Source organism: Marmoricola sp. OAE513 (genome assembly GCF_040546585.1).
Lineage (GTDB): Bacteria > Actinomycetota > Actinomycetes > Propionibacteriales > Nocardioidaceae > Marmoricola.
In genome coordinates, this window is record NZ_JBEPOC010000001.1 from 544,267 (window position 1) to 570,268 (window position 26,002).

A 26,002-nucleotide genomic window follows, 5' to 3' on the forward strand; every position below is an offset into this window, starting at 1 on the left:
CCAGCGTTGTCCCCGATGTGCCGGCTGCCGTCCCCGGACGAGAGTTCGGGACATGATCACCGTCGAAGCACTCACGAAGAAGTACGCCGGATTCACCGCCGTCGATGACGTCACCTTCACCGCTCGGGCCGGCCGGGTCACCGGCTTCCTGGGCCCGAACGGCGCCGGGAAGTCGACCACGATGCGGATGATGGTCGGGCTCACCCAGCCCACCTCCGGATCTGCCACCGTCCACGGACGACCGTTCGCCGACCTGCCCAACCCGGGCCTGACCGTCGGTGTCCTCCTCGACGCCTCGGCCCAGCACGCCGGACGCACCGGCCGGGAGATCCTCGGCATCGCGCAGCGCACGATGGGCCTCCCCAAGGCACGCGTCGAGGAGATGCTGCACAAGGTCAGCCTGTCCGACGGGGAGGCCGAGCGCCGGGTCCGGAACTACTCGCTCGGCATGCGCCAGCGGCTCGGGATCGCCACGGCCCTGATCGGCGCCCCCGAGGTGCTGATCCTCGACGAGCCGGCCAACGGGCTCGACCCGGCGGGCATCCGCTGGATGCGCGACCTGCTGCGGGACTACGCCGACCAGGGCGGCACCGTGCTGCTCTCCTCGCACCTGCTCCACGAGATCGAGGTCGTCGCCGACGACCTGGTGGTGATCGGCAACGGTCGGATCGTCGCCCAGGGCACCAAGGAGGAGCTGCTCGCGGCGGCGGGCACCGTCGTACGGGCCGCGGAGGAGAAGGCGCTCGCGCTGGCCCTCACCAACGCAGGCCTGACCTGCACGATCTCCGGCGACGGCGCAATCCGCACCGACGCTGACGCAACCCGGGTCGGCCAGGTCGCCCTGCACGCCGGGATCGCCCTGACCGAGCTGAAGTCGGCCGACGGCGCCGGCCTGGAAGAGATGTTCCTCGAGCTCACCGCTGAGACCCAGCGGGAAGCCACCCCCACCCACGAGAAGAGCGCAGCATGAGCACCTCGACCCTGGAGCGCACCAACGCCGTCCCCACGACCCGCCCCGAGCCGGGGCCGATCCCGATGACCCGCATCGTCGGCGTCGAGCTCTCGAAGATGTTCAACACCCGGTCCGGCTTCTGGCTGATGGCGAGCATCGGCATCGCCGCCCTCCTCGCCACCGGCGCCACGCTGCTGTTCGCCCCGAACGACGAGCTGACCCAGGAGGCGTTCTCCGGGGCGATCGGCTTCCCGATGGCCGTCATCCTGCCGATGATCGCCGTCCTCTCGGTCACCAGCGAGTGGAGCCAGCGCAGCGGGCTGACGACCTTCACCCTGGTACCGCACCGCGGCCGGGTCATCCTCGCCAAGCTGCTCGCCACCCTGACGATCGCGGTCGCCTCGATGGTGCTGGCGCTGGCGATCGGGGCGGTCGGCAACCTGGTCGGTTCGGCGATCGCGGGCGTCGACACCGTCTGGGACCTGACGTTCCTGGACTTCACCATGATCGTGCTGGCCAACGCGCTGGGCATGCTGATCGGCTTCATGCTCGGGGTGCTGCTGCGCAACTCGCCCGCTGCGATCGTCGGCTACTTCGTGATCTCGTTCGTGCTGCCCGGCTTGTTCCTGCTGCTGTCGAACACCCAGTCGTGGTTCGAGGACGCCTGGCCCTGGGTCGACTTCAACTACGCCCAGGGAGCCTTGTTCAACGGACCTCTGAGCGTCTCGGAGTGGGCCCACCTCGGCGTGACCGGCCTCTTCTGGCTGGTGATCCCGCTGGCCGTGGGTCTGCGGATCGTCGTCCGGTCCGAGGTGAAGTAGCCGGACGCCGGTTTTTCGGGGTCACCGGAAAATCCTGCCGCCCAACCCGAAGTTTCAGGTTGGGCGGCAGGTTTTTCGTCGTACCCCGAAAAACCTCAGTGCTTGAGGCTCGGGTCCCAGCGGTTCGCGATCAGCTTGAAGCTCGGGGTGTCCTCGAGCGAGGTCATCGACTCGTAGATGCGCTCGTACTTGGTCGCGGCGATGCGCCACTTGCCGTCGGCGTCCTTGCGGTACTCGTCGATGTAGTAGCCGCCGCCCCGGATGATGATCTTGAAGTCGGGGACGATCACGGTGTCCTCGAAGGCCCAGGAGCCGGTGGCACTGTCGCCGTCGACCTCGATCTCCGGGTGGTTCGCGATGTGGATCGTCACGATCCCCTCGCCGAGGTTGCCGGACATGAACTCGACGACGTCGGCACGGTTGTCGTAGTGCAACGGCTTGTCCATCGCCTGGGTCCCGTAGCGCGCGGTGACGTCCTCGGTGAGGCAGTCACCGAACTCGTCCCACCGCTTGAGGTCGAGGGTGCGGAAGTAGCGGTACTTGAGCTGGCGGATTTCTTCGATTCCTGCGAGGTCCATGCGCCGAGCCTAGAACGTGTTCTAGTTCGCGGGAAGAGTTTCCCCCGAGATTGAAGGCGCCCTCAGAAATCAGGCGAGCAGGTTCAGTGCCGGGTCCCGACCGGCGTACGCGAGCAGCTTGTCCTGCGGAGAGGCACCGGCGGGCACGGCGATCTCGGGCGCGAACACGCCCTGGCGCTGCTCGTCGGTGAAGCTCCCGTGCACCAGTCCGTACGCCGTCTCGGCCAGGTCACCTGGCATCGCGCCGGACTGGCCCATCGACTTGGCGAGGTCCCAGCCGTGCAGGAGCTGGTCGGCGAACGCGATCCCGAGAGCGGGTCCCGTCCTCTCGATCACTCCGGGGGTGCCGAAGACGCGCAGCATCTCCTCGCGGGCGCGGAGGAAGTCGTCGATCGGGTCGTCGCTGAGCAGCTGCGGCGGCTCGCCTGCAGGGGGTGCGACCTTCTGACCCAGGGCCGACCCGACGAAGTACTGCTGGGTCTGGAGCATGTGGTTCATCAGCGTTCCGACGTCCCAGCCCTCGCACGGGGTGAGCGCATCGAGGCGCACCGCGGCGCCGGTCGCCTTGCCGAGAGTCCATTCGCTGGCACTCGCGTACAGGTCCAAAAGATCCATGCAGAAGGGGTGCCCCGGGCTGAGGCGCGTCAAACGCCGGACGCCCCCGGCCACGGGCCGGGGGCGTCGGTAGCGCGTACGACGGTGTGCACGAGAGCGCACGAGAGGGATCAGCGAGCGGCCGAGCCCTCGGTGTAGTCGGCGTCCTGCTGCTTCCAGGAGAAGAGTCCCCGCAGCTGGCGCCCGGTCTCCTCGATCGGGTGCGCCGCACCCTTCTCGCGCAGGGCCAGGAACTCCGGTGCACCGGCGTCCTGGTCGTCGATGAAGCGCTTGGCGAAGGCGCCCGACTGGATGTCGGCGAGGACGGCCTTCATGTTCTCCTTGACCGACGGGTCGATCACGCGCGGGCCGGAGACGTAGTCGCCGTACTCCGCGGTGTCGGAGACGGACCAGCGCTGCTTGGCGATGCCGCCCTCCCACATCAGGTCGACGATGAGCTTGAGCTCGTGCAGACACTCGAAGTAGGCGACCTCGGGCTGGTAGCCGGCCTCGGTCAGGGTCTCGAAGCCGTACATGACCAGCTGCGAGACACCGCCGCAGAGGACGGACTGCTCGCCGAAGAGGTCGGTCTCCGTCTCCTCGGTGAACGAGGTCTTGATGACGCCGGCGCGGGTGCCGCCGATGGCCTTGGCGTAGGACTTGGCCAGGTCCCAGGCGGTGCCGGAGGCGTCCTGCTCCACGGCGATGATGTCCGGGATGCCGCGGCCGGCGACGTACTCGCGGCGCACCGTGTGACCCGGCGCCTTCGGCGCGACCATGATCACGTCGACGCCCTCGGGCGCCTGGATGTAGCCGAAGCGGATGTTGAACCCGTGGCCGAAGACCAGGGTGTCGCCCGCGGTGATGTGGGGCGCGATGTCCTCGGCGTAGATCTTCCGCTGGTGCTGGTCGGGGGCGAGGATGACGATGACGTCCGCCTCGGCGACCGCCTCGGCGACGGTGAGGACGCGCAGGCCCTCCTCCTCGGCCTTCGCGATGCTCTTGGAGCCCGCCTTGAGGCCGATGCGCACGTCGACGCCGGAGTCGCGCAGGTTCAGCGCGTGCGCGTGGCCCTGGCTGCCGTAGCCGATCACCGCGACCTGCTTGCCCTGGATCAGGGACAGGTCGGCGTCGTCGTCGTAGAACATTTCTGCAGCCACGGTGGGCTCTCCTTCGTAACTATCGGTGGTTGAGCTTGTGGGACCGGGTGATTGAGACCCGGTGATGATGTCAGGCCAGGGCCTGGGCGACCGGCACCGGGACCGGCTTGAGGGTGCGCTCGCTGATCGACCGACCGCCGCGCCCGATGGCCACCAGACCGGACTGGACGAGCTCACGGATGCCGAACGGCTCCAGCACGCGGAGGAAGTCCGCCAGCTTGTCGGAGTTGCCGGTCACCTCGAGGGTGATCGCGTCGGTGGCGACGTCGACCACGCGGGCCTTGAAGAGCTGGACCACGTCGAGGACCTGCGAACGGGTCTCCACGTCGGCCTTGACCTTGACGAGGAGCAGCTCGCGCTCGATAGCCTCGCGGTCGTCGAGCTCGACGATCTTGATGACCTCGATGAGCTTGTTCAGCTGCTTGGTCACCTGCTCCAGCGGGGACTCGTCGACGTTGACCACGATCGTCATCCGGGAGATCTCCGGGTGCTCGGTCGGGCCGACGGCCAGGGAGTCGATGTTGAAGCCGCGGCGGCTGAACAGGCCCGAGACACGAGCGAGAACGCCGGGCTTGTTCTCGACGAGAACCGACAGGGTGTGGACGGTCATCGCCGTCCTCGCTTCGCTGCGGGCGTCGATGCCCGATCCGGAACGCTGTGCTTGATCATTCGCTCGCTTCGCTCACTCATCAGAGGTCGTCCTCCTCGAACTGCGGCGCCAGGTCGCGCGCGTACTTGATGTCGTCGTTGGACGTGCCGGCGGCGACCATCGGCCACACCATCGCGTCCCGGTGGACCCGGAAGTCGACGACGACCGGGACGTCGTTGATCTCCATCGCCTTCTTGATCGTCGCGTCGACGTCCGAAGCGGAGTCGCACGAGAGGCCGACGGCGCCGTACGCGTCGGCGAGCTTGACGAAGTCCGGGATCCGTCGCGCCGGACCGGTGTGCAGGTCGGTGTTGGAGTAGCGACCCTCGTAGAACAGGGTCTGCCACTGCCGCACCATGCCGAGCGACTCGTTGTTGATGATCGCGACCTTGATCGGGATGCCCTCGAGCGTGCAGGTCGCGAGCTCCTGGTTGGTCATCTGGAAGCAGCCGTCCCCGTCGATCGCCCAGACCACCGAGTCCGGGCTCCCGACCTTGGCGCCCATGGCAGCCGGGACCGCGAAGCCCATCGTGCCCGCGCCACCGGAGTTGAGCCAGGTGTTCGGGTTCTCGAAGCCGAGGTAGTGGGTCGCCCACATCTGGTGCTGCCCGACCCCTGCCGCGTAGATCGACTCCGGGCCGCTGATCTGGCCCAGGCGCTCGAGCACGTACTGCGGCGCGAGACCGTCCGCCGGGGTGTCGTAGCCGAGCGGGTAGGTCTCCTTGATCCCGGCGACGAACTTGACCCAGCCCTCGAAGTCACCGGTGTTGCCGGCATCCTGCTCGGTCTGCAGCGCGACGATCAGGTCGGCGATCACCTCACGGCAGTCCCCCACGATCGGGACGTCGACCGCGCGGTTCTTGCCGATCTCAGCCGGGTCGATGTCCGCGTGGATGACCTTGGCGCCCGGCGCGAACGAGTCGAGGTTGCCGGTCACCCGGTCGTCGAAGCGCGCCCCGAGGCTGATGATCAGGTCGCTCTTCTGCAGGCCGGCGACCGCGGCGACCGTGCCGTGCATGCCCGGCATGCCGAGGTGCTGCGGGTGGCTGTCGGGGAACGCGCCGCGAGCCATCAGGGTGGTGACGACCGGGATGCCGGTCATCTCGGCCAGGACGCGCAGCTCCTGGTGGGCGCGAGCACGGATGACGCCACCGCCGACGTACAGGACCGGCTTGCGGGATTCCAGGATCAGCTTGGTGGCTTCCCTGATCTGCTTGGCGTGCGGACGCGTGACCGGTCGGTAGCCCGGCAGGTTCAGCTCGGTCGGCCAGTCGAAGGTGGTCATCGACTGGAGCGCCGACTTGGCGACGTCGACCAGCACCGGGCCGGGACGACCGGTCGAGGCCAGGTAGAACGCCTCGGCGACGGTGCGCGGGATCTCCGCCGGGTCGGTGACCAGGAAGCTGTGCTTGGTGATCGGCATCGTGATGCCGCGGATGTCGGCTTCCTGGAACGCGTCGGTACCGATCGAGGCGGCCGGCACCTGTCCGGTGACGGCGACCATCGGGACCGAGTCCATGTAGGCGTCGGCGATCGGGGTGACCAGGTTCGTCGCACCCGGGCCGCTGGTGGCCATGCAGACACCGACCTTGCCGCTCGCGACGGCGTAGCCCTGAGCAGCGTGCCCGGCGCCCTGCTCGTGGCGTACCAGGATGTGCCGGATCGAGGAGTCGTAGAGCGGGTCGTACGCCGGAAGGATGGCACCTCCGGGGATACCGAAGATGTTCTCGACGCCTGCGCTCTCCAGCGACTTGATCAGGCTCTGTGCGCCGGTGACCTGAGTCCCGGTGCCGCCCTGCTCACTCATCTAGATCCTCTGTGTCTGGGTGGTGCTCGTGTCCAACAAAAAACCCCTCGGCCATCATGGCAACGAGGGGCGGACGCGTGTGCGGAAGGCCGGGGCCTCAGCTCACGCGTCGCGTGCGTACAAGAATCTCAAAACGCATGGGTACATAGTGCCTCTCGGACCGTGCCGGTCTCAACCGGTATTGCCACGGGTCCCAGCATATGGGATGTCCGTCCCGACTGGTGGTCGGGTCACGGTCGGCGGAGCGGTGCCCGCTGGCGGCCGTCCTCGTCGAAGTTCTCCGGCGCCAGCCAGGTCTCGAGGCGGTCCCGGACGGCGGGCCACTCCTCCCCCGTGATCGAGAACCAGTCGGTGTCCCGGTTGCGCGCCTTGTAGACCACCGCGTTGCGGTGGGTGCCCTCGTAGGTGAAGCCCAGTCGCTGAGCCGCGGCGCGGGAAGGACCGTTGCAGGAGTCGCACTTCCACTCGTAACGGCGGTAGCCGAGGTCGTCGAAGGCGTGCCGCATCATCAGGTACATCGCCTCGGTGGCGGCGCGGGTCCGCTGGAGCTCGGCGGCCAGGGCGATCGCGCCGACCTCGACCGACCCGTTCGCGTGGTCCAGCCGCAGGTACGACGCCGTGCCGACCGCGCGCCCGTCGGGCCGGCAGATGGTCAGCGGCACGGCCCCGGGGTCGGCGGCCAGCCCGTCGAGCCAGGCGCCCAGGCCGGCGGGTTCGTCGAGCGGCGGCGTGGCGAGGTAGGTCCAGAGACTGGCCGGCGACCGGCGTACGGCGGCGTCGTAGAGGTCCTCGAGGTGGGCGCCGGACCACGGTTCGAGTCGGCAGTGCTCGCCGACGAGGGTGATCGGTTCGACCGGCGGGCGTGGTGTCCAGTCGACGGGGTGCCCGATCGGCTGGCCGAACTCGTTCAGCATGCGGCCAAGTTACTGGAAGCTGACGAAGGACACCTTCGGGTTGATCTGCAGCACCCGGGCGGGCGTCATCCGCGGCACGTCCTCGTCGTAGAACAGCTTGAAGCCGAGGTGGAACTGCCGCGGCCGCACCAGCGCCCGGTATGTCGCGAGCTTCTCCCGCGGGGTGCCGTACCCGTCGACGTGCTGCACCATCGCCAGGCCCGCGCGGGGCTGGACCCGTTCGATGCCGCGGACCATGTCGGCGCGGAACTGGTGCAGCAGGAAGATCTTCTCCGGGAGGGCCTTCGAGGAGGTCAGGTTTGCCAGCCACGCGGAGACCCGGTTGACCTCGTCGGAACCCACCGAGCCGACCCGCTGACCCGGCACGCCGCCCTGGCTCATCCGCCACTCCGGGTCGAGCGCCAGCCCGACCCACGGGTCCTCCAGCGCCCACTGCCAGCGCTTGGCGATCTTCAGGAAGTCGGCCTTGCCGGGCTGCAGGTCGAGCAGCAGCAGAACGCCGTGCCGGTGCGCTGCGTCGATGTAGCGACGGACGTCGTCCCTGTCGATCTCGGTGCTGTAGTCGCCCTCGTCGGTCGGGCCGGCGTGGGCGACGGTGACGATCAGCTCGAAGACCGGCTGCACCGTGCGGCCCCCGACGGCGAACTCCTTCGCAGCCTTTGCCAGCCGCGGCATGACCTTCTCCGGTGAGGACTCCCCGAGGACGCCGAGGGACGCGGTGCCGGCCGTGCCGTAGTACGCGACCAGCACGCGGTTCGGCTCGAAGATCGTCCTCGCACCGCGGGGCAGGCCGCTGGGCCCGGGCGGGGGCACCGTCTCGGTGGGCGCGGCGGGCTTCGGGTCGGGCGCGTCACCGGGGCGCTGCGGAGTGCCGGTCGACGCACGATCCGCTGCGCGCGCGTCGGCACGGTCCTCGGCACCGACGCCGCCGGCGACCAGGAGCAGGGCCACCAGGGCCAGCACGGCCAGGTAGATCTGGATCCAGTCCTCGGGCACGGTCCGCTCGATCAGCGGCGTACGTTCCCCGGGCTTGTCCACGCCCCCATTCGACACCAGCGCCCCAAGGACGGCGAATCGGGCGCACGGATCAGCCGACCGCCAGCTCGGCGAGCTCGGCGAGCACCTGCAGAAGGACGACCTTCGCCGGCGATTGGTTCTCCTCGCGGTGCACGACGCCCGGTCAGCGGGAGGTGTCAGGTCTGAGCAAGTGCGGAAACGCCGGGGCGATGGCGCCTAAATGCCGCTGCCCGCGATCGCCTTCGAGCGGTGTTTCCAGTGCCTTCCATCCACGCGAGTACGTCGAACACCCTCAGCGAAGTGACGTCAGGCGCCATTCCAGCCATGGCGTGCAGTCGCCGGAGGTACTCCGCCAGGGTCTCTCCATTTGCATGATGGCTGTTGAGGGCCCCATGCATCGCATCCCAGTGATCGCTTCGACCCCCAAGTACATACTGCTTGATGACACTGTCGAAGATCGGGATCAGCCTCGGACGCTTCCGCGCCATGAGCTTCGAGACAGTAGTCGGACCGAGACCATGTACGTCAATCAATGCCCGCCACAGGTCCCACGCAGGCCAGAACGCATCTTCAGAAACATCTGGGACGTCGGCGAAGTCGAGGTCGGGCTTGAGATGGTCAAGTAGTGCGCTGAACCTGGCCCGCTGATTGACCAGGATTTCGTGCGCAGCGAGCGGCGGGACATCGACCGAAAGAAAGGTGACCGCGATCAGATCGTCTGAGGTGAAACAGTTGGCATTGGCCGTCCTGCTGGCGTTTGGATCAAATCCGTCGAACAAAGCCCCTGTATAGCCTCGGGCACCCTGGTGCGGTCGGTAGTAGGCGCGGAGAACCTGCACCGCTCGTTCCTCCGCCCCGGGCAACAAACACTCGGGCAGCTTCATGCAATCGGACACTATGCCTCTCTGCCGAACGCTGCCTCGATCTCAGGCATGAGGTCGGGGTCGAACCTGACACAGCCGCGCAATCTTCGCTCGCTTACGGACGGATTCAGACTGAGTTCCAGAACCACCGGCGAGCCGGACTTGAGGTATTCGCGGCCCGGTCGCGGCGGCTTCGACCCGAACTGGACCGAGACCTTGATCTGCGCGACACGTCCGGGAACCGAGAGGGCCTCCAAGGTCTCGGCGAAGAACCTCGATCCGTCGGCTGCGTCGGGAAACGAGATGTAGCTCTCGCGCCCGTCCCCACCGGGCTCCGGAGGCGAGGTGCCCTGGCACGAGTAGCTCGTGCGGAGGCCGAGCTCCCAAAGGGAGCGCAGCAGTGGGGCGATTCCGACGTCGACCTCGATGCCGTCGGGCATGGTGAGCTGTTCGTGTTCAAGGTTGAGCATGCACCGAAACTAGGTCGACCTCCCGACACACACTCGGGCGAGGATTTCGACCCCTCCGGCAGGAAGATGCGCTCGTCAATCCCACCAGATGAGCCATTCTCGACTTCGGGCCATGTCTTTGGCACTGGCCTCGTGGGCCATGTTCTGGATGTGGAACCCGCCTTGAAGAGCGGTGTCTGTGGCGAACGCAAAGATCTCAGCGCTCAATCGCTCAACCTGGACGTCCTCTGTCGGCGGAGCAACGGCCTGGAACGCGGTCCAAGAGGGGTCGAGCATCACGGGGACGACGCCGAAGCGTTCCTCCCACGAGCGAACGACTCCGGCAAAGATTCCCGGGGTCGCATCGTCGTTCGCCACCCCGAAGTCGAGAACGAGACTGGCATCCGCAGGCCGGCGACACGCGACAAGGGTGAGGCGCTCATGACCGACCGGTGCCACCAACCGAGCAAGCGGGTCGTCCGGCAACGCTGCAGCTGCGGCCGGAATCATCTCGGTCTCGGTGATCCCGAAGTCCTCCATCAAACGCCGGTAGGATTCCGGTTCGCCCCGGTCGTCGAATTGTCCATCCCTGTCCGGCAATTCGGCTGCGCCGTAGACGTCGACCGGAAGGGCGTACGGGTCTCGCCAGACCAAGGACCCGTCGTTCCCGCGCGTGTGCTGCCAACGCCGCTCCGGCTCGATCGGCCACGGGTAGTCACAAACGGGCCAGAGGCCAGTCGCCGGAAAGCTCTTCGCGCACCTGAGCCACAACGCCCCGATCTCGGTCGGCGATGCCGGCGCTGACTCCCATGCCAGGAGCTGGCCCGCTTTACCGTGAACGGTGGTTCCTGCGGGAAGGAGGAGGTTGTCCAGGGTCGCGGAGGTCGGTCGCGACGCTGCCCAAAGCGACGGGTGGAGCGCCGCAGGCCGCACGTCTTCCATTTGCGAGGTTGGACGAGCATCGACCGTCGGCAGGAAGTTCATGTCGCGAAGGTAGGGGCCGCCCACGACAGATCACCGCTAGTCGGGCAGGACGATGCTCTCCAGCCGTGGGTCCGGGTTGTAGGCGATCTCCCAGCGGAAGCCGTCGGGGTCGGCGAAGTAGCCGGTGTAGCCGCCCCAGTCGCGCTTCTCGCCCACGCCGACGGGGTCCGCCCCGATCGAGGCGGCCAGGGCGAGGATCTCGTCGACCTCGGCCTCGGTGCGGACGTTGTGCGCGAGTGTGATCGGGGCGAGACCGCTCCCCCGCCGGATCGGACCGACCTCGCCCTCGAAGCCGGACTCGGCCCAGAACGAGAGCACCAGGGCGTCGCCGGCCCTGATCATCAGGACCTCGTCCGGCACGTGCAGCTCGGGCGTCCAGCCCAGGCCGTCGACGTAGAACGCGTAGGTCTTCTCCAGGTCGGCGACGGCCAGGGTCACGAAGCTGAGGCGTTGTTCCATGCCACCACTGTGCCTCGCGCGACCGACAACTGGTCGGGCCTCCCGCCCTCTGTCAGCCGCAGACGGCGCCGTGGGCCGCCGACTGGACGACCTTCGCGTACTTGCCGAGCACCCCGCGGGTGTACTTCGGCGGATTCGGCTCCCAGCCCACCTTCCGCGCCTCCCAGGAGTCGGATCCGTCGGCCGTGGTGACCTCGAGGGTCTTGTTGGCCACGTCGAGGGTGATCGGGTCGCCGTCCCGGATGAACGCGATCGGCCCGCCGTCCACGGCCTCCGGCGCGATGTGGCCGACGCAGAGACCGGTCGTACCGCCCGAGAAGCGGCCGTCGGTGATGAGCAGGACGTCCTTGCCCAGACCGGCACCCTTGATGGCTCCGGTGATCGCCAGCATCTCGCGCATGCCAGGTCCGCCCTTGGGGCCCTCGTAACGGATGACCACGACGTCGTTCGCGACGATCTTGCCCTCGGTTAGCGCGTCCAGAGCGGCCCGCTCGCCGTCGAAGACCCGAGCGGTGCCGGTGAAGGTGGTGTCGTCGAAGCCGGCGCTCTTGACGACCGCGCCCTCGGGAGCCAGGGAGCCCTTGAGGATGGTGATGCCGCCGGTCGCGTGGATCGGCTCGTTGATCTGGCGCAGCACGTCGCCGTCCAGCGGCTTCGGGTTCAGCGCCTCGAGGTTCTCCCGCATCGTCTTGCCGGTCACCGTCAAGGTGTCCCCGTGCATCAGGCCGGCGTCGAGCAGAGCCTTCATCACGACCGGGATGCCACCGATCTTGTCGACGTCGTTCATCACGTACTTGCCGAACGGCTTGAGGTCCCCGAGGTGGGGGACCTTGTCGCCGATCTTGTTGAAGTCGTCGATGGTCAGGTCGACCTCGGCCTCGCGGGCGATGGCCAGCAGGTGCAGGACGGCGTTCGTGGAACCACCGAGTGCCATCACGACGGCGATCGCGTTCTCGAACGCCTCCCTGGTCATGATCTGGCGGGCGGTGATGCCGTTCGCCAGCATGTTGACCACGGCCTCGCCGGAACGGTGCGCGAAGCCGTCGCGTCGACGGTCCACCGCCGGCGGCGCCGCGCTCCCCGGCAGCGACATGCCCAGGGCCTCGGCGACCGACGCCATCGTGTTGGCGGTGTACATGCCGCCGCAGGCACCTTCGCCCGGACAGATCGCCTTCTCGATCCGGTCGACCTCCTCGCGGGTGATCTTGCCGGCCAGGCACGCGCCGACGGCCTCGAAGGCGTCGATGATCGTGACGTCGTGGCCGTCCACGCTGCCGGGCATCGTCGAGCCGGCGTACAGGAACACGCTGGCCAGGTCGAGGCGGGCGGCGGCCATCAGCATGCCGGGCAGCGACTTGTCGCAGCCGGCCAGCAGCACCGAGCCGTCCAGCCGCTCGGCCATCATCACGGTCTCGACCGAGTCCGCGATGACCTCGCGCGAGACCAACGAGAAGTGCATCCCCTCGTGGCCCATCGAGATGCCGTCGGAGACGGAGATCGTGCCGAACTCGAGCGGGTAGCCGCCGGCGGCGTGCACGCCGTTCTTCACGGCCTTGGCCAGCCGGTCCAGCGACAGGTTGCAGGGGGTGATCTCGTTCCAGCTCGACGCGACGCCGATCTGCGGCTTGACCCAGTCGTCGTCCCCCATGCCTACGGCCCGGAGCATCCCTCGCGCGGCGGCCTTCTCGAGGCCGTCGGTGACATCGCGGGAGCGGGGCTTCATGTCGTGGGTCCCGGAGGACAGATCTGTCATGTCTCCATTCTCTACGACAGCCCCAGGGCACTGCACAGGGGTTTCGCCCCTCGGCACCCGCCGGCGCCGGCTCAGACCGTCGCTGCGCGGACCACCATCACGTCCGGGAGGTTCGCGACCAGCTGCTGCCACGTGTCCCCGGCGTCTGCCGAACCCCAGACCGCCCCGTTGCGAGCGCCGAGGTAGAGCCCGGGCACCTCGTGGGTGTCGGCGGTCATGGCGTCCCTCATCACGCCGACGTAGAAGTCGTGCGGCAGTCCGCTGTCCAGGGGTTCCCAGCTGTCACCGGCGTCGCGGGACCGCCAGACGCGGGCACGGGCCTCCGGCGGGTACCGACCGTCACCGGCGCCCAGCGGGAAGACGAAGACCGTGGCCGGCTCGTGCGGGTGGACGACCACCGGGAAACCGAAGTCCGAGGGCAGGGTGTCCCCGATCGACTGCCAGCTGAGCGCGTGGTCCTCGGAGCGGTAGACACCCCCGTGGTTCTGCAGGAACAGGCGCTCCGGGGCGGACGGGTGCCGGGCGATCTTGTGCACGCACTGCCCGAAGTCCGGGTACTGCTGGCCCTCGGGCAGGAACTCGGCACGGATGCCGGCGTTGCGGGCGTGCCAGGAGGCCCCGCCGTCCGCGGTCTGGTAGCAGCCGCCGGTGGAGATGGCGACCGTCACCGACTCCGGGTCGTGCGGGTGCGGCAGGATCGTGTGGAACGCCTGACCCCCGAACCCCTCCCCCCACTCGGTGCGTTCGGGGTGGTCCCACAGGCCGCGCTCGAGCTGGAAGGTGGCTCCGTCGTCGTCCGAGCGGAACACCGCCCCGGGCTCGGTGCCGGCGTACACGACTCCGTCGCGGGTGCCGGGCACGAGCTGCCAGATCCGCTCCACCGAGGCGTCGACGTCCTCGGGGAAGTGCGCTCCCCCGGTGGGCTGCCACGTCGCGCCGAGGTCGTCGGAGACCTGGATCTGGGGTCCTGTCCAGGGGGACGATGCGCCGGCGTAGAGCCGGGTCCGACCGCCGCGGGGGTCGACCATGCAGGAGTACACCTCCATCATGTCGAAGTGCGGACCGGTCCAGGTCCAGCCGGTACGCCGATCGGCGGCGGTGCCGATCCAGAGCCCCTTGCGCGTACCCACCATCAGGATCGTGGTCGTCATGGTCCGAGCATGACCCCCGCAGAGCTGCGCCTCAAGACATCTGTGAGACGTAGTTCACACACTCGTCACACACCCGGAACCGTCCTGTCGCCCACGACTGCCATCGTGGGTGGCTCGAGAGGGAGTTTCTCGAGCACCACCACCGAAGAGGGAGGAATCCGGATGAGCAGCATCTTCGCCACGTCGCCGCTGGGCCTCGTCGCACGTTGGTCGACCAGCAGCCAGGAGCAGGCGCGCCGCAACGCGATGGCCGCGTGCACGGTCCTGACCGCCCGCCGGATCGAACGTGTCGAGGTCGAGGAGTTCGTCGCGGCCCACCTGGCCCGACGTGTCCAGACCGCCACCAAGATCGCCGACCAGAGCACCACCACGACGACCGCCGCGCCCGCGCGGCACGTCAGCTGAAACCCACCTGACCTGAGTTCCCGCAGTCCGCGTGACCGCTCCCGCACCGCGTGAGATCGAGCACGAAAGCCCCCTTACGCAGAGGGCCTGGGGGAAACTCAGCACATGTCCGCCTCAGTCGCGCCCCTGCACCTCGTCCCCGAACCGGACGAGGGGCTCGCGCTGCGCTACTACAAGGTCACCGCCAAGGACGGAACCGAGCTGGTGGCCTGGACGAACGACGTCGCCGGACCGACGGTCCTGCTGTGCAACGGGCTGGGAACCAATCCGTACGCGTGGCCGGCTCTGCTCGACCCGCAGTGCGGGGTCCGGGTGATCTCCTGGAACCACCGCGGCACGGGCGGTTCCGAGCGTCCCTCGGACCGCGACCACGTCGGCATCGACGCGTTCGTCGAGGACGCGGCCTCGGTGCTCGACGCGTCCGGCGTGAAGTCCTGCACGGTCATGGGCTGGTCGATGGGCGTGAACACCGCCTTCGAGCTCGCCACCCTGCATCCCGACCGGGTCGACGGCCTGTTCGCCGTCGCCGGCGTGCCGGGGGGCACCTTCTCCTCCATGCTCGCGCCGCTCGGCGTACCGCGCTGGGCGCGAGCGGCGCTCACCGTCAACGCCGCCCGCCTGATGCGGCTCACCGGTCCGCTGACGAGCCAGTTCTTCCGCCGCGCTCCGGTCGGCCCGAAGGTCGTCACCTTCCTCAGCCACACCGGGTTCATGCTCCCGGTGGCCGACCCCGAACTCACCGCCGAGACCGTCCGGGAGATGTTCCAGACCCCGGTCGAGTGGTACATGCACCTCGCCGTCCAGACCTCGAAGCACCTGCGGATCTCGCTGCGGAACATCGACGTGCCGACGTCGTTCGTCGCCGGACGCTGGGACGTCCTCGCCTCCTCCGAGGACATGCGCACGGCGGCCGAGCGGATCGACGGCGCGGAGTACACCGAGCTCAACGCGTCGCACTTCGTCGCGATGGAGAAACCCGACGAGGTGCACGAGCTGTTGCTGAGCCTGCTCGACCGGGTCCCCGACCGCGGGACGCTCTTCTGAGCCGTTCGACGCCCCGCGGGTGGTTTCGGCGGCAGGTACTTTCGAGGAATGGCGCCCAGACTCCGCACCAGCCTTGCTCTCACTCCCCTGCTGCTGGCACTCGTCGCCTGCGGCGCCGATCCCGACGAGGACTCCCCCACTCCTGCGCCCGGGTCGTACGCGACCGACCCGACCCCGACCGCGACCGAGTCGGGGACGACGCTCGCCCCCGTCCGCGCGCCGAAGGTCCTCGGCACCGTGGCGACAGGCCTCGAGGCTCCTTGGGGCATCGGCTTCCTCCCGGACGGGTCCGCCCTGGTGACCGAGCGGGACAACGGCAGGGTGCTGCAGGTCAGCGGTGAGTCGGTCACCGAGGTCGGCACCGTCGACGAGACCCGGGCCGAGGGCGAGGCCGGGCTCCTCGGGCTGGCGGTCTCCCCGGATTTCGAGGAGGACCGGACCGTCTTTCTCTACACGACCACCGACCGCGACAACCGCGTGCTGCGAGCACGCTTCGAGGACGGCCGGCTCGGGTCGACGAAGGCGATCCTGACCGGGATCCCGAACGGCTACATCCACGACGGCGGCCGCCTCGCCTTCGGACCGGACGGTTTCCTCTACGTCTCGACCGGCGAGAGGGGCGAACCCACGCTCGCCCAGGACCCGGACTCGTTGGGCGGCAAGATCCTGCGGATCACCACCGAGGGCAAGGCCGCTCCGGGAAACCCCGACCCGTCCTCGCCGATCTGGACCCTGGGACACCGCAACGTCCAGGGGCTCGCCTTCGACGACGCCGGACGCCTCTGGGCCTCGGAGTTCGGCCAGGACACCTGGGACGAGCTGAACCTGATCACGGCGGGCGAGAACTACGGCTGGCCCCGCGTCGAGGGCAAGGGCAGCAACAGCCGCTACCGCAACCCGCAGCAGCAGTGGCGCACCGACGACGCGTCGCCCTCAGGCCTCGCGTTCCTCGACGGCCACCTCTGGATGGCCTCGCTCAAGGGCGAACGGTTGTGGCGGGTGACGGTGGACGGCGCGAAGGCCGTGAACCCGAAGGGCTTCTTCGTCGGCACGTACGGCCGGATGCGTACGGCGGTCGCCGCCCCCGACGGACGCCTGTGGGTCACCACGTCCAACCGGGACGGACGCGGTGACCCACAGGAGGGCGACGACCAGATCCTGCTGGTCGACCCTGGTACTTCCTAGCTGCCGGTTACTTCTTGACCACCTTGACGGTCGTCGAGCCGGTGCGGTCGGGGAACTGGCCGACGGCCCTGATGGTCTTCTTGCCGACCTTCTTGCTCGGCTTCAGCTTGGCGGCGAACCGACCCTGAGCCGTGGCGACGCCCGAGACCTTGTCGCCCTTGACCGAGACGGTCACCTTCTCGCCCGGCGCGAGGCCGTAGACGATGACCGTGACCGACTTGCCGCTCGTCACCTTGCTCTTCTTCTTGAGGAGGGTGAACCTCGCGGGACCGAGCACCTTGGTGACGACGGTGTCGGTGTTGCCGTCCTTGTCGACCACCGTGACCGTGCGGTTCGCCGTGCTGCTCGGCAGCGGCAGCGCGATGGAGGCAGAGCCCGACGCGTTGGCGACACCGGCCTTGAAGTTGTTCGCCACGGTCGTGCAGAGCTTGGCACCGGCGGCCGCACCGGAGACCTGGTAGGTGGCCGGCGAGCCACCGCGCTGGTAGCCGTTCGGGCCGGTGAGGTTCAGCGTGACCGCCGGACCTGCCTGCACCAGCGAGAGGCCGTAGAGGACCTGGCTCGTCGAACGCTGCCAGGTGCCCACGGCGGTGAGCGGGACGCCCTCGTTGCGGCCGTCGGTCAGCGTGTCCTCGTCGAGCGCGACGGCACCGACGAACTTCTTCAACCCGGTGCACGCGTCGGTGTCGTTGGCCTGGAAGTCGCGCAGCCACTGGGCCGCCTCGGCGGTGTCAGCCGTCTCGCCGAGCGCCTGCGCGGCGAGGCCGGTGTTGTTGGCGTTGCCGGTGCCGGTGCCCCAGGAACCGTTCGCGTTCTGCTGGGTCACGAGCCACGCGCGGGCGCTCGCCAGCGCAGCCGTCACGTTGACGCCCGGCTCGCTCGCGATCGCCTGCAGGTTGATCACCGCCGTGGCCGTGGCACCGATCCGGTCGCCGTACGTCGCGGTGTCGCCGGCGCCGCACTCCTGGTTGGGGTCGTCGGAGGCGTCGAACTTCTCCCGGAAGCCGCCGTCGGCGCACTGCTGGTCGAGCAGGAAGTCCAGCACGGCCGCCTTGTCGTCGGAGTCCGCGAGGACCAGTGCCCGGGCAGCGAAGGACTGCCCGAAGACGTTGGCGTTGTCTCCCGGGACGGGGTTGAAGTCCGGCGGCGGGTACACGAAGTCGTTGATGTTGCGGATGCGTCCCGTCAGGGGTGCGCCCTGGTACAGGTTGTCCTCGATGTCGGCCTGCACCTTGTCCCGGTAGACGCTCGGGTCCGACCCGGCGACCTGGGAGAGGACGAGCGCCTTGGCCATCGAGCCGGTGAGCTCGGTCGGCGAGGAGGGGTTGCCGAACCCGGAGTCGTAGTCGGTGACCCAGCTGTAGTAGTGCTCGCGCACGGCCTTCCCGATCGCCTTGACCGTCTCGGGCTCCTTGCCGAGGGCCTTGAGCGACAGCGCGACGTCGGCGGAGAGGCCGTAGTCCTCGATCCCGCCGAAGGCCGGGTTGAGCATGATGTCGTCGACGAGCTGGTTCTTCAGGTAGGAGATGGCCTGGTCCAGCGGACGCGGGTCCGCAGCCGCCTGGGCCGGGGGCGCCGCCAGGGTGAGCCCGGTGGCGGTGAGCGCCGAGGCCGCGACGAGCGCGCCCAGACGTCGGGAGACGAGAGACATGGTTTCCTTCCCGCTGCATGAACGGGAGGCAGTCAGCCGCCCGCTGCTTTCCACGACAGCGTTGGTGCGAGGACGTCGCGTGGCGGGCGTTCCGACTCGTCGCGCACCTGCGTGCGCGACCTACGGCTGCGGGTCAGTGCCGGACTCGGACCGGCTTTCCCCACCACGGACGTGAGATGGAATTGTGAGGTGTCCTCAGCAGAGGACGCCTGAGCCTAACCCAGGGCCTAACCCAGCTTCTCGAGGATCAGCTCGCGAACGCGCCCGGCGTCGGCCTGCCCGCCCATGTCCTTCATCACCGCACCGATCAGCGCACCGGCAGCGGCGTGCTTGCCGTCGCGGATCTTGTCCGCGACGTCCGGGTTGGCGGCGATCGCACGGTCGACGGCCTCGCCCAGGGCGCCGTCGTCGGAGACCACGGCCAGGCCGCGGGCAGCGACGACCGCGTCCGGCTCCCCCTCGCCGGCGAGGACGCCGTCGAAGACCTGCCGGGCCAGCTTGTCGTTGATCGTGCCGGCGTCGACGAGCGCCTGGATCGCCGCCACCTGCGCGGGCGTGATGGGCAGCGCGGCCAGCTCGACGCCGTCCTCGTTGGCCCGTCGGGTCAGCTCGGCGACCCACCACTTGCGGGCTGCCTGCGGGGACGCACCGGCGGCGACGGTCTCCTCGATCAGGCCGACCGCCTCTGCCGCGACAACGTCGCGCATCTCCAGGTCGGTGTAGCCCCACTCGGCCTGCAACCGGGCGCGCTTGTCGCGCAGCGGCTCGGGCAGGGCCGCCTTGAGCTCGGCCACCCACTCCCGGCTCGGGGCGACCGGGACCAGGTCCGGTTCCGGGAAGTAGCGGTAATCGTCGGCGTCGGACTTCTCGCGGCCCGAGGTGGTCTCCCCGGTGTCTTCGTGGAAGTGCCGGGTCTCCTGGAGGATCGACTCCCCCGCGCTCAGCAGGGCCGCCTGGCGGGAGACCTCGAAGCGGGCCGCACGCTCGACCGAACGCAACGAGTTCACGTTCTTGGTCTCGGTCCGGGTGCCGAGCGTGCCCGACCCCTTCGGGGACAGCGAGAGGTTCACGTCGCAGCGCATCGACCCCTGCTCCATCCGGACGTCGGAGACGTCCAGGCCGAGCAGCAGGTCGCGCAGCGTCGCGACGTACGCGCGAGCCACCGCGGGCGCCTTTGCGCCGGCGCCCAGGATCGGGCGGGTAACGATCTCGATGAGCGGGATTCCCGCACGGTTGTAGTCGACCAGCGAGTAGTCGGCACCGTGGATGCGACCCGTGGCACCGCCGACGTGCAGCGACTTGCCGGTGTCCTCCTCCATGTGCGCGCGCTCGATCTCGACCCGGAAGACCTCGGGCCCGTCGGCTCCGTCGACCTCGACGTCGAGGTAGCCGTCGAAGGCGATCGGCTCGTCGTACTGGGAGGTCTGGAAGTTCTTCGGCATGTCCGGGTAGAAGTAGTTCTTCCGGGCCATCCGGCACCACTCGGCGATCTCGCAGTTCAGCGCGAGACCGATGCGGATCGCCGACTCGACGGCCTTGCCGTTGATGACCGGGAGCGAGCCCGGCAGGCCGAGACAGGTCGGGCAGGTCTGGGTGTTCGGCTCGGCACCGAATTCGACCGAGCAACCGCAGAACATCTTGGTGCGGGTGCTCAGCTCGACGTGGACCTCCAGGCCCATCGCGGGATCGAACGCTGCGATCGCGTCGTCGTAGGACATCAGCTCGGTCATCGGGCCACCTCGGGTGCCTGCGCGAGGAGCGGTCCGCCCCAGCTCTTCTCCAACAGTGCTTCGAGCGCGGCGCCGACCCGGTACAGCCGGTCGTCGGCCAGCGCGGGGGCCAGGATCTGGAACCCCACCGGGAGGCCGTCCTCGGGTGCCAGCCCGGCGGGCAGCGACAGGCCGGGGACGCCGGCCAGGTTCGCCGGGATCGTGGCGATGTCGTTGAGGTACATCGCCAACGGGTCGTCCAGCTTCTCGCCGATCTTGAAGGCTGTCGTCGGCGCCGTCGGGCTGACCAGCACGTCGGCCTTCTCGAAAGCGGAGTCGAAGTCGCGGCTGATCAGCGTGCGCACCTTCTGCGCCTGGCCGTAGTAGGCGTCGTAGTAGCCGCTGGACAGCGCGTAGGTGCCCAGGATGATGCGGCGCTTCACCTCGTCACCGAAGCCGGCGTCCCGGGAGGCGCGCATCACGTCCTCCGCACTCGGGTCGCCCTCGGGGACCACCCGGAGTCCGTAGCGCATCGCGTCGAAACGGGCCAGGTTCGAGGAGGCCTCGCTCGGCATGATCAGGTAGTACGCCGCGAGCGCGTGCACGAAGCTCGGGCAGGACACCTCGACGACCTCGGCGCCGGCGCCGACGAGCAGCGCGACCGCCTCGTCGAAGCGCTGCTGGACGCCGGGCTGGTAACCCTCGCCGCCCAGCTCGGTGATGACCCCGACGCGGACGCCGGCCAGGTCACCGGCGGCACCCGTGCGGGCGGCCTCGGCGAACGCCGCGAGGGGCTGGTCGATGCTTGTCGAGTCCTTCGGGTCGTGCCCGCCGATCACCTCGTGAAGCAGGGCGGAGTCCAAGACGGTCCGGGTGACCGGGCCTACCTGGTCGAGCGAGTTCGCCATCGCGACGAGGCCGTAGCGGGAGATGCCGCCGTACGTCGGCTTCAACCCGACCGTGCCGGTGACGGCGCCGGGCTGGCGGATCGAGCCGCCCGTGTCGGTGCCGATCGCCAGGGGCGCCTCGAAGGCGGCCACGGCGGCCGCCGAACCACCGCCGGAACCGCCGGGGATCCGGTCGGTGTCCCACGGGTTCCGGGTCGGACCGTACGCCGAGTGCTCGGTGGAGGAACCCATCGCGAACTCGTCCATGTTGGTCTTGCCCAGGATGGGAAGACCGGCTTCCTTGAGCTTCGCGACCACGGTCGCGTCGTACGGCGGGATCCAGCCCTCGAGGATCTTGGAGCCGCAGGTGGTCGGCAGGCCCTCGGTGGCCAGCACGTCCTTGACCGCGATCGGGACGCCGTCCAGCGGTGAGGCGAGCTCGCCGGCGGCGCGACGGGCGTCAGAGGCAGCCGCTTGCGCGAGTGCGCCCTCGGCGTCGACGTGCAGGAAGGCGTGGACGGTCGTGTCGACCGCGGCGATCCGGTCCAGGCACAGCTGGGTCAGCTCGACACTGGTGGTCTCGCCCGCGGCGAGGGCGTCGGCCAGCTCGGCCGCGCTCCTCGTCAAGAGGCTCACTGCTCGTCCCCCAGGATCCGCGGGACGGAGAAGCGCTGCTGCTCACTCGCCGGGGCGCCCGACAGCGCCTGCTCGGCGGTCAGGCTCGGGACGATCACGTCGTCACGGAACACGTTGGTCAGCGGGATCGCGTGCGAGGTCGGCGGGATGTCCGCAGCAGCGACCTCGGCGATCGAGGCGATGCTCTCCAGGATCACGGAGAGCTGGGGGGCGATGTGGTCGAGCTCGGCGTCGTCGAGGTCGATCCGGGCGAGATCGGCCAGGTGCCGGACCTCGTCACGGGTGATCTCGACTCGGCTCGATCCAGGGATTTCAGGCATGCCGACAATCCTAGTGGCCGGGGATGCAGCCCTATCACCGCATCTCGGCAGGCTCGATGACCGGAACCGACCGCAGGCCCCTCACCGCATCTCGGCAGGCTCGATGACCGGAACTGGGCTCAGCCCCTGACCAGCCCGTCGTCGATCATCTGCTGGAAGTGCTCGACCACCGAGTCCGCGGCCGGCCGGAAGTCGATCCCCAGCTCGGCGACCGTGCGGGAGTTGTCGAAGCGCAGCGGGTAGCCGACGTTGAGGTCGACGTACTTGCGGGTCAGTCCCGCGACGGGCGCGGCCAGCCGGATCAGTGCCTTCGGTGCCTCGAACAGCGGGAAGGACGGCCGGTAGCCGAAGTTCTCCCGCAGCACCTGCCCGATGCCGAGCATGCTCATCGTCTCGGAGTTGGTGATGTAGCGGCCGTGCGCGGACGGGGTGAACCCGGCGGCGATGTGCGCCCGGGCGACGTCGCGGACGTCGACCACGCCGAGCTGCAGCGCCGGTGCACCCGTGGCGAGCGAGAAGTCGGTGAAGTGGTTCATGGTGGCCATCGAGCCCGACTTGCTGACCTTGGTGAGCGCGGGGCCGAGCACCAGACCGGGGTGGATGGTCACCAGGTCCCAGCGGTCCTGCGCACCGGCGTACTCCCAGGCGTCGCGCTCGGCGACGGTCTTGGAGTAGGAGTACTCCTGGTGGGTGGCCGTGCTGGTGGTGTTCCAGTCGTCCTCGGTGAACTGGTCCTTGCCGCGCATGTCGGCGCTGTCGCCGTAGATCGCGACGACGCTGCTGGTGAGCACCACCCGCTTGACCGTGTCGAGCTCGTTGACGCTGTCGAGCACGTTCCGGGTGCCGTCGACGGCGGGACGGATCAGCTGCTTCTCCGGGTCGCGGACCTTGCCGAGCAGGAACGGCGAGGCGGTGTGGATGACGAGCTCGCAGCCGGTCATCGCCCCGGTGTAGCTGCCGGGTTCCAGCAGCTCCGCCCGGTGCAGGGTGAGCCTGCCGGGGTGCGCCTCGGACAGCGCGTGCAGGTGCTCGAGTCCCTTCGGCTTCTTCGGGTCGCGCACGGTCGCCCGGACGGTGTAGCCGTCCTCCAGCAGGTACCGGACGACCCAGCTCGCGACGTACCCGCTGCCGCCGGTGACCAGGACGGGCTTGGTCGGATCGATCGTGGTGCTCTTCGCGCTCATGCGCCGAGGTTAGAGGTCCGGAGAACTCCGCCGACACCGTCCCGAGGGGTGACTACGCTCACGCCATGGAGACTTCCGGGGAGCCGAGCCTGATCGCCGAGGAGCGGGTCCAGCTCGAGGAGTTCCTCGACAGCACGCGCGCCGAGCTGGTCGAGGCGGTCCGCGGGCTCACCGAGGAGCAGGCCCGGCGTCGCCTGGTGCCCTCGCTGACCACGCCGCTGGGGCTCCTCAAGCACGCTGCCTTCGCCGAACGGGTGTGGTTCCACGTTGCGCTGGCGGGCAGAACCCGCGCCGAGCTCGGGATGCCGGAGCAGGTCGACCCGACCTTCTCCTTCACCGACGAGGACACGGTGGAGTCGACGATCACCGAGTACGAGCAGGTTTGCGCCGAGGCCCGCGAGATCGCCGCCGGCTTCTCCTTGGACGACCTGGCCCGGCACAACAGGCGAGGCCCGCTGTCGCTGCGTTGGATCTACCTGCACATGATCGAGGAGCTGGCCCGGCATGCCGGCCACGCGGACATCCTGCGCGAGCAGATCCTCGGCGGAGAAAGTCGCTAGACCCGTGCAAACCGGATCTTCTGCCCACGGCATCTGTACTGGGATCGAGCTGCGCATCGGCGAGGGAGCGATCAAGGTCGGCGGCAAGCCGTACGAGAGCTAACCGGCCTCAGAGCGCCGACGGCCCGCCCTCGAGCAGCTTCTTGAAGCCGTCCTCGTCGAGCACCGGCACCCCGAGCTCCTCGGCCTTGTCGGCCTTGGAGCCGGCGTTCTCCCCGACCACGACGTAGTCGGTCTTCTTGGACACCGAGCCTGAGGCCTTGCCCCCGCGGGCCAGGATCGCCTCCTTGGAGGAGTCCCGGCTGAAGTCGACCAGGGAGCCGGTGACGACCAGGGTCAGCCCGGCGAGGGTCTGCTCCCCCAGCTCGGCCTTCTCGTCCTCCATCCGCACGCCGGCCGCTGCCCACTTCTCGACGATCTCGCGGTGCCAGCCCGACTCGTCCCCGTCGAACCACTGCCGGACCGCCTCGGCGATCGTCGGGCCGACCCCCTCGGCAGCGGCGAGCGCGCTCTCGCTCGCCTCCTGGATGGCCGGGAGCGAACCGAACTCGGTGGCCAACGCTCGGGCGGCCGACGGTCCGACGTGCCGGATCGAGAGCGCGACCAGCACCCGCCACAGCGGCTGCTCCTTGGCCTTCGCCAAGTTGCCGACCAGCTTGGCGCCGTTCGCCGAGAGCTGCGGGCCCTGCTCGTCCTTCTTCGCGGCGCGGGTGAAGACGGGTACCTGGACCAGTCGCTCGGCGTCGAGGTCGAACACGTCACCCTCGTTGGTGATCACCCCGGACTCGAGCAGCGCGACGGCGGCCTCGTAGCCGAGTCCCTCGATGTCGAAGGCACCGCGTCCGGCGACGTGGAAGACCCGCTCGGTCACCTGGGCAGGACACTTCTCGTGGTTGGGGCAACGGCGGTCCTTGTCGCCCTCCTTCTGCTCGACCAGCGTGGTGCCGCACGACGGACACTCGGTGGGCATGACCCACTCCGGGAGACCTTCGGGCCGCAGGGCGAGCACCGGCCCCAGGATCTCCGGGATGACGTCGCCGGCTTTGCGCAGGATCACCGTGTCCCCGGGGCGGACGTCCTTGCGCTTGACCTCGTAGCCGTTGTGCAAGGTCGCGTTCTCGACGGTGGACCCGGCCACCTTGACCGGCTCCATCACGCCGTACGGGGTGACCCGGCCGGTGCGGCCGGTGTTCACCTCGATCGAGATCAGCTTGGTGTTGACCTCCTCGGGCGGGTACTTGAACGCGATCGCCCAGCGAGGGGCGCGCGAGGTCGACCCGAGGCGACGTTGCAGGGCGACGTCGTCGACCTTCACCACCACTCCGTCGATCTCGTAGGGAACGATGGTGTGCCGGTGCTCACCGGCGTTCTCGATGAAGGCCTTCACCTCGGCCAGCGAACCGACGACCCGGACCTGGTCGGAGACCGGCAGGCCCCACGCCGCCAACGCCTCGTAGGCGTGCGACTGGGCCTGCGGCTCGAAGCCCTCGCGGGCGCCGATGCCGTGGCAGACCATGCCGAGGTCACGGGTCGCGGTGACCCGGGGATCCTTCTGGCGCAGCGAGCCGGCCGCGGAGTTGCGCGGGTTGGCGAAGAGCGGCTTGCCGGCCTCGGCGAGGCTCGCGTTGAGCCGCTCGAATGCCTCCGCGGAGAGGAACACCTCGCCGCGGACCTCGACCAGCGCGGGCACCGGGAACTTCTCCGTGGCGGTCAGCGTGTGCGGGATCGGGGCGATCGTCTTCACGTTGGGCGTGACGTCCTCGCCGGTGCGACCGTCACCCCGGGTCAGGGCGCGCACGAGCCTGCCGTTCTCGTACAGCAGGTTGATCGCCAGCCCGTCGACCTTGAGCTCGCAGAGGTACTCGGCGCCCTCGATGCCGTCGCGGGTCAGGCGGGCCTCCCAGGCCTCCAGCTCGTCGTAGGAGAACGCGTTGTCGAGGCTCTCCATCCGCACCAGGTGGTCCACCGCGATGAACTGCGTCGAGACCGCGCCCCCGACCTTCTGGGTCGGCGAGTCCGGCGTGCGCAGGTCCGGGACGAGCTCCTCGATCTCCTCCAGACGCCGCATCCGCCGGTCGAAGTCGGCATCGTCCAGCGTCGGGTCGTCGAGCACGTAGTAGCGGAACCTGGCCTCGTCGACCTGCTCGGCGAGCTCGGCGTGCTCGGTGCGGAGTTCTGACTCGTTCACGGACTCCATCTTGCCGTGTCCCTCCGACATTCCGGCACCGCCCAATCCGTGTCCGCCGGTGCTCCGAATCACCGCTCGAGGA

General features: G+C 69.0%; 25 protein-coding genes and 1 riboswitch. Of the genes, 6 read left to right on the forward strand and 19 right to left on the reverse strand.

All coding sequences use genetic code 11. The features are described 5' to 3' along the window. The first annotated feature begins 52 nt into the window (after positions 1 to 52). Both ABIE44_RS02675 and ABIE44_RS02680 read left to right on the forward strand, forming a co-directional pair. The gene (locus ABIE44_RS02675) at positions 53 to 970 is read left to right on the forward strand and encodes an ABC transporter ATP-binding protein (RefSeq protein WP_209722529.1); all 918 of its coding nucleotides are present in this window, start codon (positions 53 to 55) and stop codon (positions 968 to 970) included. Then, on the forward strand, positions 967 to 1,773 hold the full coding sequence (locus tag ABIE44_RS02680; RefSeq protein ID WP_209722526.1) for an ABC transporter permease: 807 nt from the start codon (positions 967 to 969) through the stop codon (positions 1,771 to 1,773). The genes ABIE44_RS02675 and ABIE44_RS02680 overlap by 4 nt, the downstream gene beginning before the upstream one ends. A 95-nt stretch (positions 1,774 to 1,868) precedes the next feature. Here ABIE44_RS02680 and ABIE44_RS02685 read toward each other — a convergent pair whose 3' ends face one another. From ABIE44_RS02685 to ABIE44_RS02745, 13 genes are all read right to left on the reverse strand, one after another. Further along, positions 1,869 to 2,351: a nuclear transport factor 2 family protein gene (locus tag ABIE44_RS02685; RefSeq protein ID WP_209722523.1), complete on the reverse strand. Its 483-nt coding sequence runs from the start codon at positions 2,349 to 2,351 to the stop codon at positions 1,869 to 1,871. 69 nt (positions 2,352 to 2,420) lie between these two features. Continuing rightward, positions 2,421 to 2,966, reverse strand: coding sequence for a TIGR03086 family metal-binding protein (locus ABIE44_RS02690; protein ID WP_209722520.1), 546 nt, complete (start codon positions 2,964 to 2,966; stop codon positions 2,421 to 2,423). Positions 2,967 to 3,076: 110 nt separating this feature from the next. Then, a complete protein-coding gene (gene ilvC / locus ABIE44_RS02695; protein ID WP_209723730.1) occupies positions 3,077 to 4,093 on the reverse strand; it encodes a ketol-acid reductoisomerase in 1,017 nt (338 codons plus the stop codon). An 82-nt stretch (positions 4,094 to 4,175) separates the two neighbouring features. Further along, positions 4,176 to 4,715, reverse strand: a complete 540-nt coding sequence (gene ilvN / locus ABIE44_RS02700) for an acetolactate synthase small subunit (protein WP_209722517.1) — start codon at positions 4,713 to 4,715, stop codon at positions 4,176 to 4,178. A gap of 79 nt (positions 4,716 to 4,794) precedes the next feature. After that, positions 4,795 to 6,561 (reverse strand): acetolactate synthase large subunit, encoded by a 1,767-nt coding sequence (locus tag ABIE44_RS02705; protein WP_209722515.1) that lies wholly within the window; start codon positions 6,559 to 6,561, stop codon positions 4,795 to 4,797. A gap of 230 nt (positions 6,562 to 6,791) precedes the next feature. After that, positions 6,792 to 7,475 (reverse strand): GNAT family N-acetyltransferase, encoded by a 684-nt coding sequence (locus ABIE44_RS02710; RefSeq protein WP_209722513.1) that lies wholly within the window; start codon positions 7,473 to 7,475, stop codon positions 6,792 to 6,794. A gap of 9 nt (positions 7,476 to 7,484) precedes the next feature. Beyond that, positions 7,485 to 8,513: a hypothetical protein gene (locus ABIE44_RS02715; RefSeq protein ID WP_209722511.1), complete on the reverse strand. Its 1,029-nt coding sequence runs from the start codon at positions 8,511 to 8,513 to the stop codon at positions 7,485 to 7,487. A gap of 155 nt (positions 8,514 to 8,668) precedes the next feature. Next, positions 8,669 to 9,376, reverse strand: a complete 708-nt coding sequence (locus ABIE44_RS02720) for a DUF6308 family protein (protein ID WP_354437792.1) — start codon at positions 9,374 to 9,376, stop codon at positions 8,669 to 8,671. Between the two features lie 11 nt (positions 9,377 to 9,387). Continuing rightward, the gene (locus ABIE44_RS02725) at positions 9,388 to 9,825 is read right to left on the reverse strand and encodes a hypothetical protein (protein WP_209722507.1); all 438 of its coding nucleotides are present in this window, start codon (positions 9,823 to 9,825) and stop codon (positions 9,388 to 9,390) included. A gap of 75 nt (positions 9,826 to 9,900) precedes the next feature. Next, positions 9,901 to 10,788 (reverse strand): DUF4253 domain-containing protein, encoded by an 888-nt coding sequence (locus ABIE44_RS02730; RefSeq protein WP_209722504.1) that lies wholly within the window; start codon positions 10,786 to 10,788, stop codon positions 9,901 to 9,903. A gap of 36 nt (positions 10,789 to 10,824) precedes the next feature. After that, positions 10,825 to 11,247 (reverse strand): VOC family protein, encoded by a 423-nt coding sequence (locus ABIE44_RS02735; RefSeq protein WP_209722500.1) that lies wholly within the window; start codon positions 11,245 to 11,247, stop codon positions 10,825 to 10,827. 52 nt (positions 11,248 to 11,299) lie between these two features. Continuing rightward, on the reverse strand, positions 11,300 to 13,000 hold the full coding sequence (gene ilvD / locus ABIE44_RS02740; protein WP_209722497.1) for a dihydroxy-acid dehydratase: 1,701 nt from the start codon (positions 12,998 to 13,000) through the stop codon (positions 11,300 to 11,302). Positions 13,001 to 13,071: 71 nt separating this feature from the next. Then, the gene (locus ABIE44_RS02745; protein WP_209722494.1) at positions 13,072 to 14,151 is read right to left on the reverse strand and encodes a WD40/YVTN/BNR-like repeat-containing protein; all 1,080 of its coding nucleotides are present in this window, start codon (positions 14,149 to 14,151) and stop codon (positions 13,072 to 13,074) included. Between the two features lie 162 nt (positions 14,152 to 14,313). Between ABIE44_RS02745 and ABIE44_RS02750 the strand changes: the two genes are divergently transcribed. From ABIE44_RS02750 to ABIE44_RS02760, 3 genes are all read left to right on the forward strand, one after another. Beyond that, positions 14,314 to 14,556: a hypothetical protein gene (locus tag ABIE44_RS02750; protein WP_209722491.1), complete on the forward strand. Its 243-nt coding sequence runs from the start codon at positions 14,314 to 14,316 to the stop codon at positions 14,554 to 14,556. Between the two features lie 105 nt (positions 14,557 to 14,661). Next, positions 14,662 to 15,600, forward strand: coding sequence for an alpha/beta fold hydrolase (locus tag ABIE44_RS02755; protein ID WP_209722488.1), 939 nt, complete (start codon positions 14,662 to 14,664; stop codon positions 15,598 to 15,600). A 48-nt stretch (positions 15,601 to 15,648) separates the two neighbouring features. Beyond that, on the forward strand, positions 15,649 to 16,785 hold the full coding sequence (locus tag ABIE44_RS02760) for a PQQ-dependent sugar dehydrogenase (RefSeq protein WP_209722485.1): 1,137 nt from the start codon (positions 15,649 to 15,651) through the stop codon (positions 16,783 to 16,785). A 7-nt stretch (positions 16,786 to 16,792) separates the two neighbouring features. Here ABIE44_RS02760 and ABIE44_RS02765 read toward each other — a convergent pair whose 3' ends face one another. The 5 genes from ABIE44_RS02765 to ABIE44_RS02785 form a co-directional block, all read right to left on the reverse strand. Next, on the reverse strand, positions 16,793 to 18,436 hold the full coding sequence (locus tag ABIE44_RS02765; protein WP_209722482.1) for a prenyltransferase/squalene oxidase repeat-containing protein: 1,644 nt from the start codon (positions 18,434 to 18,436) through the stop codon (positions 16,793 to 16,795). A 64-nt stretch (positions 18,437 to 18,500) separates the two neighbouring features. Continuing rightward, positions 18,501 to 18,619, reverse strand: a riboswitch (cobalamin riboswitch). Between the two features lie 44 nt (positions 18,620 to 18,663). Continuing rightward, a complete protein-coding gene (gatB, locus tag ABIE44_RS02770; RefSeq protein WP_209722479.1) occupies positions 18,664 to 20,166 on the reverse strand; it encodes an Asp-tRNA(Asn)/Glu-tRNA(Gln) amidotransferase subunit GatB in 1,503 nt (500 codons plus the stop codon). Then, positions 20,163 to 21,668 carry an Asp-tRNA(Asn)/Glu-tRNA(Gln) amidotransferase subunit GatA gene (gene gatA / locus ABIE44_RS02775; protein ID WP_209722476.1) on the reverse strand — a complete coding sequence of 502 codons (1,506 nt, stop codon included), beginning with the start codon at positions 21,666 to 21,668 and terminating at the stop codon, positions 20,163 to 20,165. Before gatA ends, gatB begins: the two co-directional genes overlap by 4 nt. Next, entirely contained in the window at positions 21,665 to 21,988 is a 324-nt protein-coding gene (gatC, locus tag ABIE44_RS02780) for an Asp-tRNA(Asn)/Glu-tRNA(Gln) amidotransferase subunit GatC (protein WP_209722473.1), read from the reverse strand. Before gatC ends, gatA begins: the two co-directional genes overlap by 4 nt. A gap of 119 nt (positions 21,989 to 22,107) precedes the next feature. Next, on the reverse strand, positions 22,108 to 23,172 hold the full coding sequence (locus ABIE44_RS02785) for an NAD-dependent epimerase/dehydratase family protein (RefSeq protein WP_209722470.1): 1,065 nt from the start codon (positions 23,170 to 23,172) through the stop codon (positions 22,108 to 22,110). Positions 23,173 to 23,237: 65 nt separating this feature from the next. On the opposite strand from ABIE44_RS02785, the gene ABIE44_RS02790 reads away from it, so the two are divergent. Further along, the gene (locus ABIE44_RS02790; RefSeq protein ID WP_209722467.1) at positions 23,238 to 23,732 is read left to right on the forward strand and encodes a DinB family protein; all 495 of its coding nucleotides are present in this window, start codon (positions 23,238 to 23,240) and stop codon (positions 23,730 to 23,732) included. A gap of 109 nt (positions 23,733 to 23,841) precedes the next feature. Here ABIE44_RS02790 and ligA read toward each other — a convergent pair whose 3' ends face one another. After that, positions 23,842 to 25,950: an NAD-dependent DNA ligase LigA gene (gene ligA, locus ABIE44_RS02795; protein WP_209722463.1), complete on the reverse strand. Its 2,109-nt coding sequence runs from the start codon at positions 25,948 to 25,950 to the stop codon at positions 23,842 to 23,844. Positions 25,951 to 26,002: the final 52 nt, after the last annotated feature.